This is a genomic window from Streptomyces sp. NPDC014995 (genome assembly GCF_043080745.1).
Classification (GTDB): Bacteria; Actinomycetota; Actinomycetes; order Streptomycetales; family Streptomycetaceae; genus Streptomyces.
On sequence record NZ_JBIBVX010000013.1, the window covers coordinates 272,144 to 286,871 of the forward strand.

Sequence of the window (14,728 nt, forward strand, 5' to 3'; positions counted from 1 at the left end):
GGTGTCGTGCTCCTTAAGCGCTCGCGCGTCGCGCCGCTGCCTGAGTGATCCGGTCGAACATGACTCCGAGCAAGACGATGGCGAGCCCCGCCGCCAGCCCCTTGCCGTACAACTGTCCCTGCGAGAAACCGGCCACGACGTCGTAGCCGAGGGCGCCGGCCCCCACCAGGCCGCCCACCACAACCATCGACAGCACGTAGATCAGGCCCTGGTTGGTCGCGAGCGTCAGGGCACTGCGTGACATCGGCAGTTGGACCTTGGTGATGATCTGCCAGGTGGTGCACCCGGCGGAGGTCGCCGCCTCGACGGTGGTCCCGGGCACGTCCCGCACCCCGTCCGCGATGATCTTTATCGTGACCGGCGCCGCGTACACGACGGCCGCCACGATCGCCGTGAAGCGGGTCGCGCCGAACAGCGCCAGGAACGGCACGAGATACACGAACGGCGGCATGACCTGCGCCGCGTCCAGGCCGGGGCGGACCACCCGGTCCACCAGCGGGCTGCGCCCCATCCACACGCCGAAGACGACGCCGAGCACCATCACCAGCACCGTCGCGAACACGGTCGACGCCAGCGTCGTCATCGCGTCCGACCACAGGCCCGTGCCGACCAGGAGGCCCACGCACACGACGGTGGTGACACCCGCCCGCCGGCCCCCCAGCACCACGCCGAGCGCGATCAGCACGGCGCCGACGAGCCACCACGGGGAGTCGGTGAGCAGCGACTGGAACGGGTTGAGCAGGCCGTTGGTGAGAACGTCGCGGAAGGTGTTGGTGACGGTCGACAGATGGTCCTGCGCCCAGGCCGTCGCGGTGTCCGTAGCGCTCGCGATGGAGCCGCCGATGCCGCCGCCGCCGGGGAACTCGGCCGCCCACACGTAGGTGTGGGACATGTACACCAGGACCGCCGCGGCCACCGCCCCCGCACCCAGCAGCGGCCTGCGCCAGGTGAGGAAGCGGTTCTTCGAACGCCGGGCCGTCTCCTCGCGGGCGCTGGCCGCGGTCGTGACCCGGTCGAGGACGATCGCCATCACGACGATGGCGAGGCCCGCGTTGAAGGCCGTGCCGACGTCGAGCGACTGCAACGCCTGCATGACGGTCTTGCCGAGGCCGGGCGCGTCGATCAGGGCGGCGATGGTGACCATGGCGAGGGCGGCCATGATGGACTGGTTGACGCCCATCACCACGGTCCGCCTGGACATCGGCAGCAGCACCTTCAGCAGGGACTGCCGCCGGGTCGCGCCCAGCGAGTCGGCCGCCTCGACGGTGGTCTCGGGCACGGAGCGGATGGCGTGCGCGGTGATGCGGATCGCCGGCGGGGCCGCGTAGATCACGGTGGCGATCGTGGCGGAGGCTCCGCCGATGAGGAAGAACAGGGTCAGCGGGGCCAGGTAGACGAAGGTCGGCATCGTCTGCATGAAGTCCAGGAAGGGCGTGATGATCCGGTTGAACCGGTCCGAGAGCCCTGCCCACACGCCCAGCGGGATGGCGAACAGCAGCGCCACGCACACCGCGGAGAGGGTGAGCGCCAGGGTGTCCATGCTCTCCTGCCACAGGCCCTGCAGCCCGAAGAAGGTGAAGCCGGCCACGGCCAGCAGCGCGACCCGCCAGTTGCCCACGGCCCAGGAGACGTAACCGGCGAGACCGACGACGCCGAGCCAGCCGATCTGAGGCAGAGGCCGGGCGTCGGACGGCTGGGAGATCAGGTGCTGGATGAAGGTCACCAGGGTGTCGATGACCAGCCGGATCTCGTTGAAGAAGTACAGGAAGAGCGGGTTGGAGTTGCGGTTGGCGCCGATGGAGTCGTTGAGGTCGTTGATCCACCGGTGCAGACCGGTGAGGTCGGCCGCCGCCAGGGACAGGGTCTGCGTTCCGCGCAGTACGGCGAAGAGCACCAGCCAGACGACGATGATCGCCGCGACCGTCATGGACCGGCTGACCCTGCGCTCGCCCCCGACGGGAGGAGTTGGCTCCGCGGTCTCCGTGTGCTCCGGTTTCTCGATGACGACGGTCATCACGCGCCGCCTTCCCGCCCGGCGACCACCGAGAGGATCTCCTCGTCGCCGACGATGCCGAGCAGCTTGCCGTTCTCGACGACCTTGACCGGCTTCTCGGCCGCGAGCACCGCCCGGGTGGCCTCCTTCACCACGACGTCCGGGCCCAGCTCGGGGCCGTCCAGGGCGTCGCCGTCGGCCGGCGGGCGCATGATCCAGCGCAGGGTGAGGACGTCGCCGCGCGGCACGTCCTTGACGAACTCGCGGACGTAGTCGTCGGCGGGGGCGCCGACGAGTTCGTCGCCCGTGCCGCACTGCACCGTCCTGCCGTCCCGCATGATGAGGATGCGGTCGCCCAGCTTGAGTGCCTCGGAGAGGTCGTGGGTGATGAAGACCATGGTCTTGCCGACCTCGTGGTGGAGGCGGATGACCTCGTTCTGCATGTCGCGGCGGATCATGGGGTCGAGCGCGGAGAACGGTTCGTCGAAGAAGAGCACGTCCGGGTCGCCGGCCAGCGCCCTCGCGAGACCGACGCGCTGCTGCATGCCGCCGGAGAGCTGGTCGGGGTAGGAGTTCTCGTACCCGGCGAGGCCGACGAGTTCGACGACTTCCAGGGCCCGCTTGGTGCGCTCGGCCCTGCTCATGCCGCGGATCTCCAGGCCGAAGGCCACGTTGTCGACGACACGGCGGTGGGGGAGCAGCCCGAAGTGCTGGAAGACCATCGAGAATTTGCGGCGGCGCAGTTCGCGCAGGCGTCCCGCGTCCGCGTCGCGGATGTTCTCGCCCTCGAAGACGACCTCGCCGGCGGTGGGTTCGATCAGCCGGGTCAGGCAGCGCACCAGGGTGGACTTGCCGGAGCCGGACAGACCCATGACGACGAAGACCTCGCCGGGCGCGACCTCGAAGCTGACGTCGCGGACGGCGGCGGTGCATCCGGTGCGGTCCATGAGCTCCCGGCGGCCGAGCCCGCGCAACTCCTCGGAGTCCGGCATTTTCTCGGCTTTCGGTCCGAACACCTTCCACAGTTTGCGGACCGATATCAGCGACTCGTCTGACGGAGCGTCGTCGGCGTCGCGGGCGGGGACCAGTGGGGTCGGAGCCGTCACGGTTACCTCTCATCGTCGGAAGCCAGCGCCCCGCGTGGACCGCCGTCCGGAGAGTCGGTGGCATGTCAGGCCGTTGTTCGGGCCTGCTCGTTCGTCGTGCGAACCATGCCTTCTCGACGTTACTGAGACATGAAAGTGATGTTGCGCAGGCAAACTTCGCTGAAAGTGGTGGAAGGGAGCGGCCGGGCGATCAGGGTCCGACAAGGGCGGGACCCGCTGTTCGCCTGGATTCGGGTGTTCACGGTGGGCAAGCGCGAGGCGGACTCCATTTCGCCTACTGCGCACCAATGAGCTGAAGCGGCCAGGGTGCAGGATCACCCTCGGGTGATGGGCGACTGATATAGCAGTGGACCATAAGAGATGTGTCAGCCGTGGTCAAGGTCTTGCTCCGGTCGCGGAGCCGGGGCGGACAGCCGCACCGGCAGCTCGGCCAGGGGCGGCGCGGCCCCCTTCGCGGGCGCCGTCGGATGCGGGGAACTCGTCTAGTTGCTCGCCTTGATCACCCGCGTGAACGCGTCCCTCGCGTACTCCTCGTCGTACTCCCCACCCGTCAGCAGCACTTGCAGACAGATCCCGTCAAGCAGTGCGACCAGGGCGCGGCCGGTGCGTGCGTCGGTGTGCCGGGCGAGCAGCTCGGCGACCTCCTCGCACCACTCGGCGGCGACGGCACGCAGCGCGGGGCGGCGCAGCGCGGCGAGGTAGAGCTCGTACTCCAGCTCCGCGCCGGGACGGTCGCCGCCCAGCCACTGGCCGGTCAGCCGGGCCAGCTCGGCGGCGAGGTCGCAGCCGGGGTCGGCGAGGGCGCCGCCGTGTTCGCGCACGACCTTGGCGAAGCCCTCGCTGGCCTGGCGGAGGGCGGCCACGAGAAGGTCGTCGAGGGTGTTGAAGTGGTACGTCGTGGAGCCGAGCGGCACATCCGCCTCGGCCGCGACGGTGCGATGACTGAGCCCGGCGATGCCGGAGCGCCCCACCACCCGGATCGCGGCGTCGATGATCCGCTGGCGCCGCTCGGGGTCGTACCGCCGTGCCGCCGCCATCAGTGGGCACCGCCGACATGGAGCAGCACGACACCGACGATCATGAAGGCGATCCCGGCGAGCTTGGCGGGCCCGGCCGACTCGCCGAGGAAGACGATCCCGATCGCGGCGACGGCCGCGGTGCCCGCCCCGGCCCAGATCGCGTACGCGGTCCCGACCTGCATCACCTTCAGGGTCTGGGCGAGCAGCGCGAAGGCGAGCAGATACCCGGCGACCGTGCCGAGCGACGGCCAGAGTCTGCTGAACCCCTCGCTGTACTTCATGGCCGTCGTCCCGGCCACCTCCGCCGCGATGGCTGCGGCCAGCAGTCCGTATCCCATGTGTACGAGTGTACGCATCGACGCGCCGATCCGGACACGGGGGCGACAGCGGTTCTCGGACCGTCCCGCGGAGAGGGATGCCGCCGTTCACCGATGAGGACTTCATCCCGGGCTGGGGGCTGGGGGCTGGGGGCTGGGGGCACAGCGCGGTGCCGGGTGGTCGTCGAGCCGGTCGTGACGTCGGACTGGAACAGCAGACCGCCCTTGCCGCTGCTGTTGTGGGAGAAGCCCTGCTTGCCGAAGTACCACACCAGCAACGCCACCGTGTTGCGGCCGCTGGTCAGGTACGGGGCGAGGTCGATCTCGTCGTAGTACGTGTCCGTGCGGTTCGGGCCCCGCTTGAGACCGCCCTCGAAGACCACGAGCGTGCCGTTCACCCACAGCCAGTACTTGGAGTCCGCCGCGATCTGCGTCACCGCCCTCGACGGTGCCGCACCCAAGGTGAACGATCTGCGGAACGCCACCCACTGGTTCGTCGTGCTGGACGGTGCCCAGATCCACCGCGCGGACCAGGAGACCGCGGCGGCCGCCGTCGGCGCGAGCCCCGGCAGGGCCAGAGAACCCAGAGTGGGAGCGAGGGCCACGGCTATGGCCGAGCGCAGGGCGGACCGGCGCGTGGGAAGGGACATCGCGGGCTCCTGCTGTCGATGTGCGGAGAGGGTGGGAGGGGGTCCCGGAGCGGAAAGGCGGGGAGAAGAATGCCGCCCGGTTTCTGAATCGTTTCATTCGCGTGTTTGCAGCGGAGATTTTTGGCCCCGGCGCAAGAGGGTGTCAATGCCCGCGCGGTCGACATCCGGCGTGAGGGTGACCCTGCTGTGCCTAGGAAGATTTCGCCCCCCAACGGTCTGTCGCCCGGGGTGTCCGGCTGGCACAGTGATCCGGTTGATGAGCCGGACGTGAGGCCCGGCCCCAGGACTGAAAGCCCTGTGCTCGTCGCAAGAAGCTGCTGAACTGCTCAGTGCCCGCGACCCTTCGCGCGTCGAGGCGCCGACCGGGTCCGGTCGGCGCCTCGACGCTCACGTGGTGCACGTGCGGGGTTACTTCGCCGCCAGCGGCGTGACGGCGATCCGGTCGATCACCGGTGTGTACGGGGATCGCTGGTCGTACTGGTTGTGGGTGTCGCCGTCGAAGTCCGGGAGTTCCTCCGCCGTGAAGGTGAGGCGGTTCGTGCCCTTCTTCAGGGTGACGGGGACGGTCAGCTCCCAGAAGTTGTTGAAGTGGAAGGTGGTGGGGAACAGCACCTGGCGGGCCGGTCCTCCGTTGACGGAGATGTCGGCGTGGCGGGCGATCGGGTCGGGGTTGTAGTGGGTGGCGGGCGCCTGTTCGGCGTTGGAGTAGCGGATGGTCAGCGCGTGCCGGCCGGGCTTCGCGGCGACCACGTCGAGGGTGAGGGCGTTGGCCTTTCCGTTGCCGATGTCGGTGACGGCCTTGCCGTTCGTGGCGAAGGTGTACGCCTCCGTCACCTTGGCGGCCCCGGAGAGCGTGCCGTTCTCCGCCTGGTACACGGTGGGCGTCAGCGTGCCCTCCGACGGGGCGACCCGCAGCCGGTCCAGGACCAGCTCGCGTGACGCACCGGTGACGGTGATCTTGTTGACGCCCCCTGACAGGAACAGCCGGACCGTGTCCGTGCCCTTCTTGGCGCCGCCGATCCTCGGCAGGTCGAGCTTCTCGCCGTTGAGCGCCAGGCTCGCGCGGCCGCCGCCCAAGTGGTCGACGGACACGGTGGATTCGCCGTCCGTGGGCGAGTGCACCCAGAACGTCGCGGAGGCGCCCTTCGGCAGCGGAACCGCGCCCGGCCCCGTGGCGCCGGCGTCGGTGTAGCGCGGCTTCGCTCCGGTGAGGGTGGCGTACTCGGCCTCGTAGACGGCCGGCGCGGTCACGTGTTCGTCGCGCAGGGACAGGTCGATCCTGTCGATGATCGCGTCGCCCTTGGTGGCGCCCAGGTCCGGGTCCTGCGCGGCGAGCGTGATCCTGTGCTTGCCGGCGGTGAGCCGCACCGTCGTGTCGGTGTGGCCCCACACCACCCACTTGTAGCCCAGCGGCAGCCGCAGCTCCTGTGGGTCCTTGCCGTCGACGCGCAGGAAGACGTTGGTCGGGCCTTGTTCCTTCACCAGGCCGTACAGGTTGTAGGAGTTGGCGAAGACGCTCAGGTCGTACGTACCGTCCCGCGGCACGTCGACGTCGAAGGCGAGGACGCCGTCGGAGCCGGTGCGCAGGCCGCCCACGTTGTAGGCGCCCGAGGTGGCGAACTTGCCGACGTTGGAGGGCGTCCCCTCCGGACCGTTCCTGGAGTAGCCCTTGCCGGTGTACGTGGCGTTCTCCGCCTCGTACGTCGTGCGCCAGCCCACCGACGGTGCGGCCGGCTTCGCGCCGTTGCCGCCGGGGGAGAGGATGACCTGGTAGGCGGACATCTCGTTCATGCCCGTCATCGGCAGGGTCACCGTGCCGTCGGCGCCGACCTCGATCTCCTGGTCGGCCAGCCGCAGCGGCTGCGCCGAGTCACCGACCTGCCCGGTCCAGGGGATCTCCTGCACGGTGGCGCGCACGGTCGTCCCGAAGAGCTCGGGGTCGATGTTGCGGAAGACGATGTCCGCGTCGCCGCTCTTGCCGCCGAAGATGGCCCGCGACTGCTTCTTGTCGTCGTCGAGGGTGGCCACGCCCTGGAGGGTGTACTGCACGTTGGGGTGCGGGGCGGTCACCTGGACCGTGTGCCCGGACATCTGGCCGTAGGCGTTGAACAGCCACCACTGGCCGTTGCCCTTGTTGGCCTCCACGGCCGAGTCGTTGAGGTTGCCGTCGATGTTCCAGTACGCCAGGTCGGCGTCGATCTTGGACTCCTCGATGGCGGAGACCCACTGGACGACCTGGCCGGGCACGGACAGGTGGTAGTTGTGGCCGTACTCGTTGACGTTGATCGGCAGCGGGCCGATCCCGATCTCCTTCTCCCACTGCCGGTACCTGGCGACACTCGTACGGACCTTGGCGGGCGAGGACAGCTCGTGCCAGGTCATCACGTCCGGCACCACGTCGTTGTCCTTGGCGTACTCGAGGAAGCCCTTGACCTGGTCGTAGAGGAGGGAGGTGTTGGGGCCCGCGATCCGCGCGTCCGGGTCGAGGCTCTTGATGAGGTGGTACGTCTCCTTCCAGGCCGCGAAGTAGTGCCGCGGGTCGTTCAGCCAGGAGACCTTGTCGTAGCTCCACTCGCCGGTCCCGAACATGTTGCCCTCGGGCTCGTTGAAGGGGACGTAGACGACGTGGTCCTTGTAGTCGCCCATGGTCAGGACCTGGCGGACCTGTTTCTTGATCTTCTCCTTGAAGTCCGCGAGCCGCGCCGGACCGTCGGCACCCGGCCACTGGTACGGGAAGCCGCGGTAGATGTCGGTCATGTAGATGTAGACGTCCTCGCCGCCCGAGTCCACGAACGACGGCAGGATCTCCAGCGCGTCCGCTCCCGGGTGCTGCGGACCGTCCTGCGCCTTCGTCGACACCGTGCGCAGGTGCATGCCTTCGATGAGGTTGCGGCTCGGGACTCCGTCGCCGTAGACGCCGTACAGGGAGCCGGCGGCCCCGCCGTGGAAGGCGCCGGTGTCGGTGGCGAGGTCGATGACGAGCCGCTCCGGCTCCGCCGCCCCGGCGGTCCCGGCGGCAGGGCCGGCGAGGACGGTGGCGAGGACCGCCACCGCCGCCGCACCGGCTCCGGTCGTTCTTGTTCTTCGCACTGAGGTCTCCGTGGGGTCCGTACTGCTCGCGTACGTGGATGAAGGGAGATCGAACCGGTTCGACGAAGCGGAGCTGTGGAGGGCTGACGCTTCGGGCGGTGAATGGGGCTTCGGGTCGGGCTCCCAGTGCGTCCAGCTGCTCCCGCACACAGCCGGAAGGTCCGCTTCCCTCGAACCGGTTCGAGGGAAGCTAGCACCGCCGGAAAGGGGCCAGCAATACCTCCGGCACGGTTCGGGTGGTCGTTCCGTCGAAGTGCGGCCAAGGCATTGACAGGGGCTCCGCCCGCTCTTAACTTCCCCCACAGCGAACCGGTTCGACAACTGGTTCGCTCTCGAACCGGTTCGACGAAGGAGTGCCGTGAACATCGGTGAGATCGCCAAGCGGGCCGGTGTCTCGCGGAGCACCGTGTCGTACGCGCTGAGCGGCAAGCGGTCGGTGTCGGAGGAGACCCGTCGCAAGATCCAGCGGGTCATCGACGAGCTGGGCTACCGGCCCAACGCGAGCGCACGCGCCCTCGCCAACGGCCGGACCAGCACGATCGGCCTCGTCTTCCCGCCGGCCGGAAACCACTACACCGGGATGCAGCTCGACTTCATCGGCAGTGTCGTGGAGGCGGCCGCAGCCCATGACTACGACGTCCTGCTGTCGCCGAGCGGTGTGGACAGCGACCGCTCGTTCCAGCGGCTGCTGGGGGAGCGGCGGGTCGACGGCGCGATCCTGATGGAGATCAGGCTGGAGGACGACCGGGTCGATCACCTGGCCGAGCTGGACTTCCCCTCCGTCGCCATCGGCCGCACCTCTCATCCCGAGGGCGGCTGGTGGGTCGGCCTGGACCACACCGCGCTGGCGGCCGCGTGCGTCCACCACCTCGCCGACCTCGGCCACCGCAGGGTCGCCTTCGTCAACCGGCCGGAGCAGCTCCTGCGGTCCGGGTACGAGTCCGCGCACCGGGGACTGGACGGCTTCACCAAGGCCGCGGCCGAGCGCGGGCTGACCGTGCGGACGTACTGCTGCGGGGACGACGCCGCGTCGGGCCAGGCCTGTCTGGAACGGATCCTGCACGACGACCCGGGCACCACGGCCCTGGTCACGCTGAACGAGGCCGCCCTGGGCGGTCTCTACCGAGGGCTCGCCCAGGCGGGCCGCCATGTGCCGCGCGACTTCTCCGTCACCGGAGTCGTGGCCGGCCGGTGGGCGGAGACGGTGACCCCGCAGCTCACCGCGGCGGACGTACCGGCGGAGGAGATGGGCCGCCTCGCCGTCGACCTGCTCGTCGAGCGGCTCGACCACCCCGACGCCTCTCCCCGGCACCACCTTCTCGCCCCGCCGATCTCCTTGCGGGCCAGTACCGGTCCCGCCGGCGGCACGCCCTCCGTCCAGGCCCCGGCCGGGACGTCCCCGCACGCCTGACAGCACACAGCAGTCAACGGGCCCCCGCCCTCCCTGTCCCCGCACCGGACACCACCCGAACCGTTCACCCGCAGCCGTTCGGCGTGCCCGCGTTCCCTCCTTCCCCTCTCTCCAGGGCACCCCTGTGCCAAGAACTAAGGAACCCGCAATGCGCAGATCCTCCGGACGCCGCCTCACCGCCGCTGCCCTGACGACCGTCGTCGCCGTCGTCGGCACCGCCTGCTCCTCCGGTTCGGGCAGCGCCGACACCAAGGGCGCGGACGGCGGCACGTACACGGTCTGGGACCCCTACCCGCAGTTCGACAAGACCTCGGCCTGGGCGAAGCTGCTGGACGACTGCGGCACCGAGGCCGGTGTGAAGATCAAGCGGACCGCCTTCGACACCAGCGACCTGTCGAACAAGGCCCTGCTGGCCGCGCAGCAGGACAACTCCGCGGACGTCCTCATCGTCGACAACCCGGTCGTGTCGACCCTGGCGGAGGCGGGCGTGCTCACCACGACCGACGACAACAAGCTGGACACCTCGAAGGTCGACCCCAACCTGCTCGCGGCCGGCCAGTCGGGCGGGAAGACCTACGGCACGCCGATCGGCGCCAACACCCTCGCCCTCTACTACAACAAGGAGGTGCTGAAGGAGGCCGGGGTGGACATCGCCTCGGTCAAGGACTGGAAGTCCCTGACGGCGGCGCTGGCGAAGGTGAAGGCGGCGGGCAAGAAGGGCATCACGTTCTCCGCGATCGGCACGGAGGAAGGCAGCTTCCAGTTCCTGCCGTGGTTCTGGGGCTCGGGCGCCGAGCTGACCGCACTCGACTCCGCCCAGGCCGCGTCCGCCCTGTCGCTGTGGAAGGACTGGCTGGAGAAGGGCCACGCCCCCAACTCGGTCATCAACAACACCCAGACGACCAGCTGGCAGGAGTTCGCGAGCGGCGACTACGCCTTCGCGGAGAACGGCACCTGGCAGCTCGCCAACGCGGGGAAGGCGGGCTTCGACTACGGCGTCCTGCCCATACCCGGCGCCGACGGGGGCAACGCCGCGGCCCCGACCGGCGGGGAGTTCGTCACCATCCCGGTCCAGGGCGACACCGGCCGCTACGCCACCACCCAGAAGCTGGCGACCTGCCTGACCAGCACCCAGAACCTGTACGACACCGACACCACCCTTTCCTACGTGGCCCCCACCAGCGAGGTCCAGGACAAGCAGGTCGCGGCGAACGCCGAGTTGAAGCCCTGGGTCGACGCGGTCAAGGCGGCCAAGGGCCGCACCAGTGACGACCTGGGCACCAAGTACCCGAAGATCTCCGAGCAGTTGTGGAAGGCCGTCCAGTCCGCCCTCAGCGGTGCCGAGTCGCCCAAGGACGCGCTGGCCAAGGCCCAGGCCGCCGTCAAGTAGCCAGGGAATTCCGGTCCGCGATGAACCACACGACGCAGCTGTCGGACCACCGGTCCGTGAGCGCCCGGAACGGGGCGGCCACCGCCGCCCCGCCCCCGGCCCCCGCGCGAGCCCGGCGCCGTCCGACCTCCCCGCAGTGGGCCGCCTGGGCGTTCCTCGCCCCGGTGACCCTCTACCTCGTCCTCTTCTACGCCTATCCGCTGTACCGCAACATCGACCTGAGCCTGCGCGACTACACGGTCCGCTCCTTCGTCCGGGGCGACGCGCCCTTCACGGGCATCGAGAACTACCTGACCGTCTTCGACGACCCCACCTTCGCCCCGGCCCTGCTCCACACCGCGGTCTTCACCGCCGTGTGCCTGGTCTTCCAGTACGCCATCGGCCTGGCCCTCGCGGTCTTCTTCCACCAGCACTTCAGACTGTCGGCGACCCTCCGAGCCCTGTTCCTGGTGCCCTGGCTGCTCCCGCTCATCGTCTCGGCCTCCACCTGGTCGTGGATGCTCAACAGCGACTCGGGCGTCGTCAACGCCTTGTTGAGCGCTGTCGGCGTCGACCCGGTGAACTGGCTGACGTCACCGTCGTGGTCGCTGACCTCGGTGATCATCGCGAACATCTGGATCGGCGTCCCCTTCAACCTGGTCGTGCTCCACAGCGGCCTGCAGTCCATCCCGAACTCGCTGTACGAGGCGGCGGCCCTCGACGGGGCGAACGCCTGGCAGCGCTTCTGGCGCATCACCTTCCCGCTGCTGCGCCCGGTGTCCGCGATCACGCTGCTGCTGGGCCTGGTCTACACGCTCAAGGTCTTCGACATCATCTGGATCATGACCAAGGGCGGCCCGGCGGACTCGTCCACCACCTTCGCCACCTGGTCCTACCAGCTCGGTTTCGGCAACCTCCTGCCCGCCTTCGGCCCGGGCGCGGCCGTCGGCAACCTGCTGGTCGTCGCCGCGCTGGTGTTCGGCCTGATCTACCTGAAGGTCCAGCGAAAGCAGGCACTGTCATGAGCCCGGGCACCAGCCGTACGTGGTGGAAGACGGCCGTCGGCCTGCTGCTGACCGCGGTCATGCTCTTCCCGGTCTACTGGATGCTCAACGTGTCCTTCACACCTGAGCGGGACCTGCGCAAGAGCCCGCCGGACCTGTTTCCCGCCCACGGCACGCTGGACGGCTACCGCAGGGTCGTCGAAGAGCAACTGCCCTACCTCGGCACCAGCTTCGTCATCGGTCTGGGCACCGTCGTCCTCACCGTCGCCCTGTCCGCGCCCGCCGGATACGCGCTGGCCAAGCTGCGCCCGCGCGGTGGCGGCATCCTCAGCTTCGTCCTGCTGGCCGCACAGATGATCCCCGGCATCATCATGGCGATGGGCTTCTACGCCATCTATCTCAGCCTCGGCCTGCTCCAGTCGGTTCCCGGCCTGATCGTCGCCGACTCCACCCTGGCCGTGCCCTTCGCGGTCCTCATCTTCACCGCGTTCATGTCCGGCATCCCCGGCGAACTCCTGCAGGCCGCGAAGACGGACGGGGCCGGGTCCCTGCGCACCTTCTGGTCGATCGTCCTGCCGATGAGCCGCAACGCCGTCGTCACGGTGTCCCTGTTCGCCTTCCTGTGGTCCTGGTCCGACTTCGTCTTCGCCGGCACCCTCGTCAACGGCGGCGCCCACGAACCGATCACGCTCGGCATCTACCACTACATCGGCAACAACAACCAGGAGTGGAACGCCATCATGGCCACCGCCGTCGTGGCCTCGCTGCCGGCCGCCGTCATCCTCGTCCTCGCCCAGCGCTACGTCGCCGCCGGCGTGACCGCCGGTGCCGTCAAGGACTGAGTCCCCCTCCTCCCGTCACGGCTGACGCGCCCGTGCGTCCGCGCGCCGGCCGGTCGATGACCCCTGCTCGAGAAACGAGTCACACACCATGACCGCCGCCCGATCCGGCCCGGCCTTCTCCGTACACGACATCCCGTTCAGCACGCACGGATCCTGGTTCGGCATCTCGCCCGTGGTGGCGGAGAAGACGTACGCCGAGGACCTCCACCTCGTCTCGCACCAGAACGGCATGCACGCCGTCCTGCGCCTGGTCCCGCTGGACGCGGCGACGGGCGACCGCGCCGAGACACGCGTCGAGGCGACACCGGGCCTGCTCAGCTGGATCAGCCCGGCCGGGCGGGTCGGCCTCGCCTACGAGTCGCCGGACACCGTACGCCTGCGCGGGACGGGCGTGGCCCTGCGCATCACCGCGGCCGCGACGGCCCTGACCCCGTTCAGCGGCACCTACTTCTACCGGGAGCCCGGCACCGAGGCGTACGTGTTCACCTCGTACGAGACCGGGCGGCGCTACCGGATCACCATCCTGTCGGGGACCGTGGCCGAGGCGTCCGGCACGCAGACGCTGGGCAGCGGCGATCGCGGGGTGACGATCGGCGCCGGGAGTGGCGGAGTCTGGGAGGCCGCGGTCGAGGAGTACGACACCGCGCGCCGCTCCTACACCTCGTCGGCGACCTTCGACGGGATCGTGGCAGCCGCGCGCGCGGCCTTCGCCGCCTTCACCGACGCCGTCGCGCCCTGGCGTTCGTCCGCCACGCCCGCCGCGGAGCTCGCCGCCTATGTGCTGTGGTCCGCGGCCGTCGACCCGAAGGGCTTCGTGACCCGGCCCGCCGTACTGATGTCCAAACACTGGATGGACAAGGTGTGGAGCTGGGACCACTGCTTCAACGCCCTCGCCCTGGCCCCGGGACAGCCGGAACTGGCCTGGGACCAGTTCTCCCTGCCCTTCGACCACCAGGACGAGAGCGGGGCCCTGCCCGACTCGGTCACCCACTCGGAAGTCCTGCACAACTTCGTCAAACCACCCATCCACGGCTGGGCCCTGCGCCACCTGCGCCGGCGACTCCCCGCACCTCTCACCCCGGCGCAACTGACCGAGGCGTACGACAGACTGACCCGCTGGACGGACTTCTGGCTCACCGCGCGGCGCGCACCCGGCGCCACCCTGCCCCACTACCAGCACGGCAACGACAGCGGCTGGGACAACGCCACCACCTTCGACCCCGAACGCGTGGTCGTCACCGCCGACCTGGCGGCCTTTCTCACCCTGCAACTGCGCGAACTCGCGGCCATGGCCCAGGAGTTGGGGATGCCGGACGACGCCCGCAGATGGCTGCGCACGGCCGGGGCGACACAGGCGGCGATGCTCGACGAGCTGTGGACCGGCGACCGGTTCGTCGCCCGCTCGGCCGGCGGCGGGGACACCTGGAGCAGCGCCAGTCTCCTCGACCTGATGCCCATCGCACTGGGCGAGCACCTGCCGCAGGACATGAGCGCCGCACTGGCCGACCGGATCGAGGCCCACCTGACCCCGCACGGCCTGGCCACCGAACAGCCCACCTCACCGCACTACCTGTCCGACGGCTACTGGCGCGGCCCGATCTGGGCGCCGTCCACCGTTCTCGTCGAGGACGGCCTGCGCCGGGCCGGCCACCACCGCCTCGCGGACGAGATCAGCGCCCGTTTCCGCGCCCTGTGCGAGACCTCCGGATTCGCCGAGAACTTCGACGCCCTCACCGGCACGGGCCTGCGCGACCGCGCCTACACCTGGACCGCCGCCGGCTACCTCCTCCTCGCCGAGGCCCACGCACTCCGATGTCGTACCGAGCCGGCCCGGACCGCCGCCGGCTGACCGACCGTCCGGGCCGAGCCGTGCCCGGGCAGCACCCGATGGGAGACCCGTCATGACCACACCTCGCAGCAGCCTTCC

11 protein-coding genes are annotated in these 14,728 nt (G+C 69.7%); 5 read left to right on the plus strand and 6 right to left on the minus strand.

The genetic code is table 11. The features are described 5' to 3' along the window. Positions 1-13: 13 nt before the first annotated feature. The 6 genes from ACF1A1_RS26405 to ACF1A1_RS26430 all read right to left on the minus strand — a co-directional run bounded on the left by ACF1A1_RS26405 (position 14) and on the right by ACF1A1_RS26430 (position 8,175). On the minus strand, positions 14-2,014 hold the full coding sequence (locus ACF1A1_RS26405) for an ABC transporter permease (RefSeq protein ID WP_392003281.1): 2,001 nt from the start codon (positions 2,012-2,014) through the stop codon (positions 14-16). Beyond that, complete coding sequence (locus ACF1A1_RS26410) at positions 2,014-3,081, minus strand: glycine betaine/L-proline ABC transporter ATP-binding protein (protein WP_392003365.1); 1,068 nt, start codon at positions 3,079-3,081, stop codon at positions 2,014-2,016. The genes ACF1A1_RS26405 and ACF1A1_RS26410 overlap by 1 nt, the downstream gene beginning before the upstream one ends. A gap of 500 nt (positions 3,082-3,581) precedes the next feature. Next, a complete protein-coding gene (locus tag ACF1A1_RS26415) occupies positions 3,582-4,136 on the minus strand; it encodes a TetR/AcrR family transcriptional regulator (RefSeq protein WP_392003283.1) in 555 nt (184 codons plus the stop codon). Beyond that, positions 4,136-4,456, minus strand: coding sequence for a DMT family transporter (locus tag ACF1A1_RS26420; protein WP_392003285.1), 321 nt, complete (start codon positions 4,454-4,456; stop codon positions 4,136-4,138). Before ACF1A1_RS26420 ends, ACF1A1_RS26415 begins: the two co-directional genes overlap by 1 nt. Then, on the minus strand, positions 4,396-5,085 hold the full coding sequence (locus ACF1A1_RS26425) for a hypothetical protein (RefSeq protein ID WP_392003286.1): 690 nt from the start codon (positions 5,083-5,085) through the stop codon (positions 4,396-4,398). The genes ACF1A1_RS26420 and ACF1A1_RS26425 overlap by 61 nt, the downstream gene beginning before the upstream one ends. A 408-nt stretch (positions 5,086-5,493) precedes the next feature. Beyond that, positions 5,494-8,175 carry a cellulosome protein gene (locus ACF1A1_RS26430; RefSeq protein WP_392003288.1) on the minus strand — a complete coding sequence of 894 codons (2,682 nt, stop codon included), beginning with the start codon at positions 8,173-8,175 and terminating at the stop codon, positions 5,494-5,496. 358 nt (positions 8,176-8,533) lie between these two features. Here ACF1A1_RS26430 and ACF1A1_RS26435 point away from each other — a divergent pair, with 358 nt between their 5' ends. The 5 genes from ACF1A1_RS26435 (at position 8,534) to ACF1A1_RS26455 (ending at position 14,650) form a co-directional block, all read left to right on the plus strand. Then, a complete protein-coding gene (locus ACF1A1_RS26435; protein WP_392003289.1) occupies positions 8,534-9,586 on the plus strand; it encodes a LacI family DNA-binding transcriptional regulator in 1,053 nt (350 codons plus the stop codon). A gap of 148 nt (positions 9,587-9,734) precedes the next feature. Next, positions 9,735-10,976 carry an extracellular solute-binding protein gene (locus tag ACF1A1_RS26440; protein WP_392003290.1) on the plus strand — a complete coding sequence of 414 codons (1,242 nt, stop codon included), beginning with the start codon at positions 9,735-9,737 and terminating at the stop codon, positions 10,974-10,976. A 20-nt stretch (positions 10,977-10,996) separates the two neighbouring features. Then, a complete protein-coding gene (locus ACF1A1_RS26445; protein ID WP_392003292.1) occupies positions 10,997-11,980 on the plus strand; it encodes a carbohydrate ABC transporter permease in 984 nt (327 codons plus the stop codon). Continuing rightward, positions 11,977-12,801 carry a carbohydrate ABC transporter permease gene (locus tag ACF1A1_RS26450; protein ID WP_392003293.1) on the plus strand — a complete coding sequence of 275 codons (825 nt, stop codon included), beginning with the start codon at positions 11,977-11,979 and terminating at the stop codon, positions 12,799-12,801. The genes ACF1A1_RS26445 and ACF1A1_RS26450 overlap by 4 nt, the downstream gene beginning before the upstream one ends. 88 nt (positions 12,802-12,889) lie before the next feature. Continuing rightward, positions 12,890-14,650 carry an amylo-alpha-1,6-glucosidase gene (locus ACF1A1_RS26455; protein ID WP_392003295.1) on the plus strand — a complete coding sequence of 587 codons (1,761 nt, stop codon included), beginning with the start codon at positions 12,890-12,892 and terminating at the stop codon, positions 14,648-14,650. Positions 14,651-14,728: the final 78 nt, after the last annotated feature.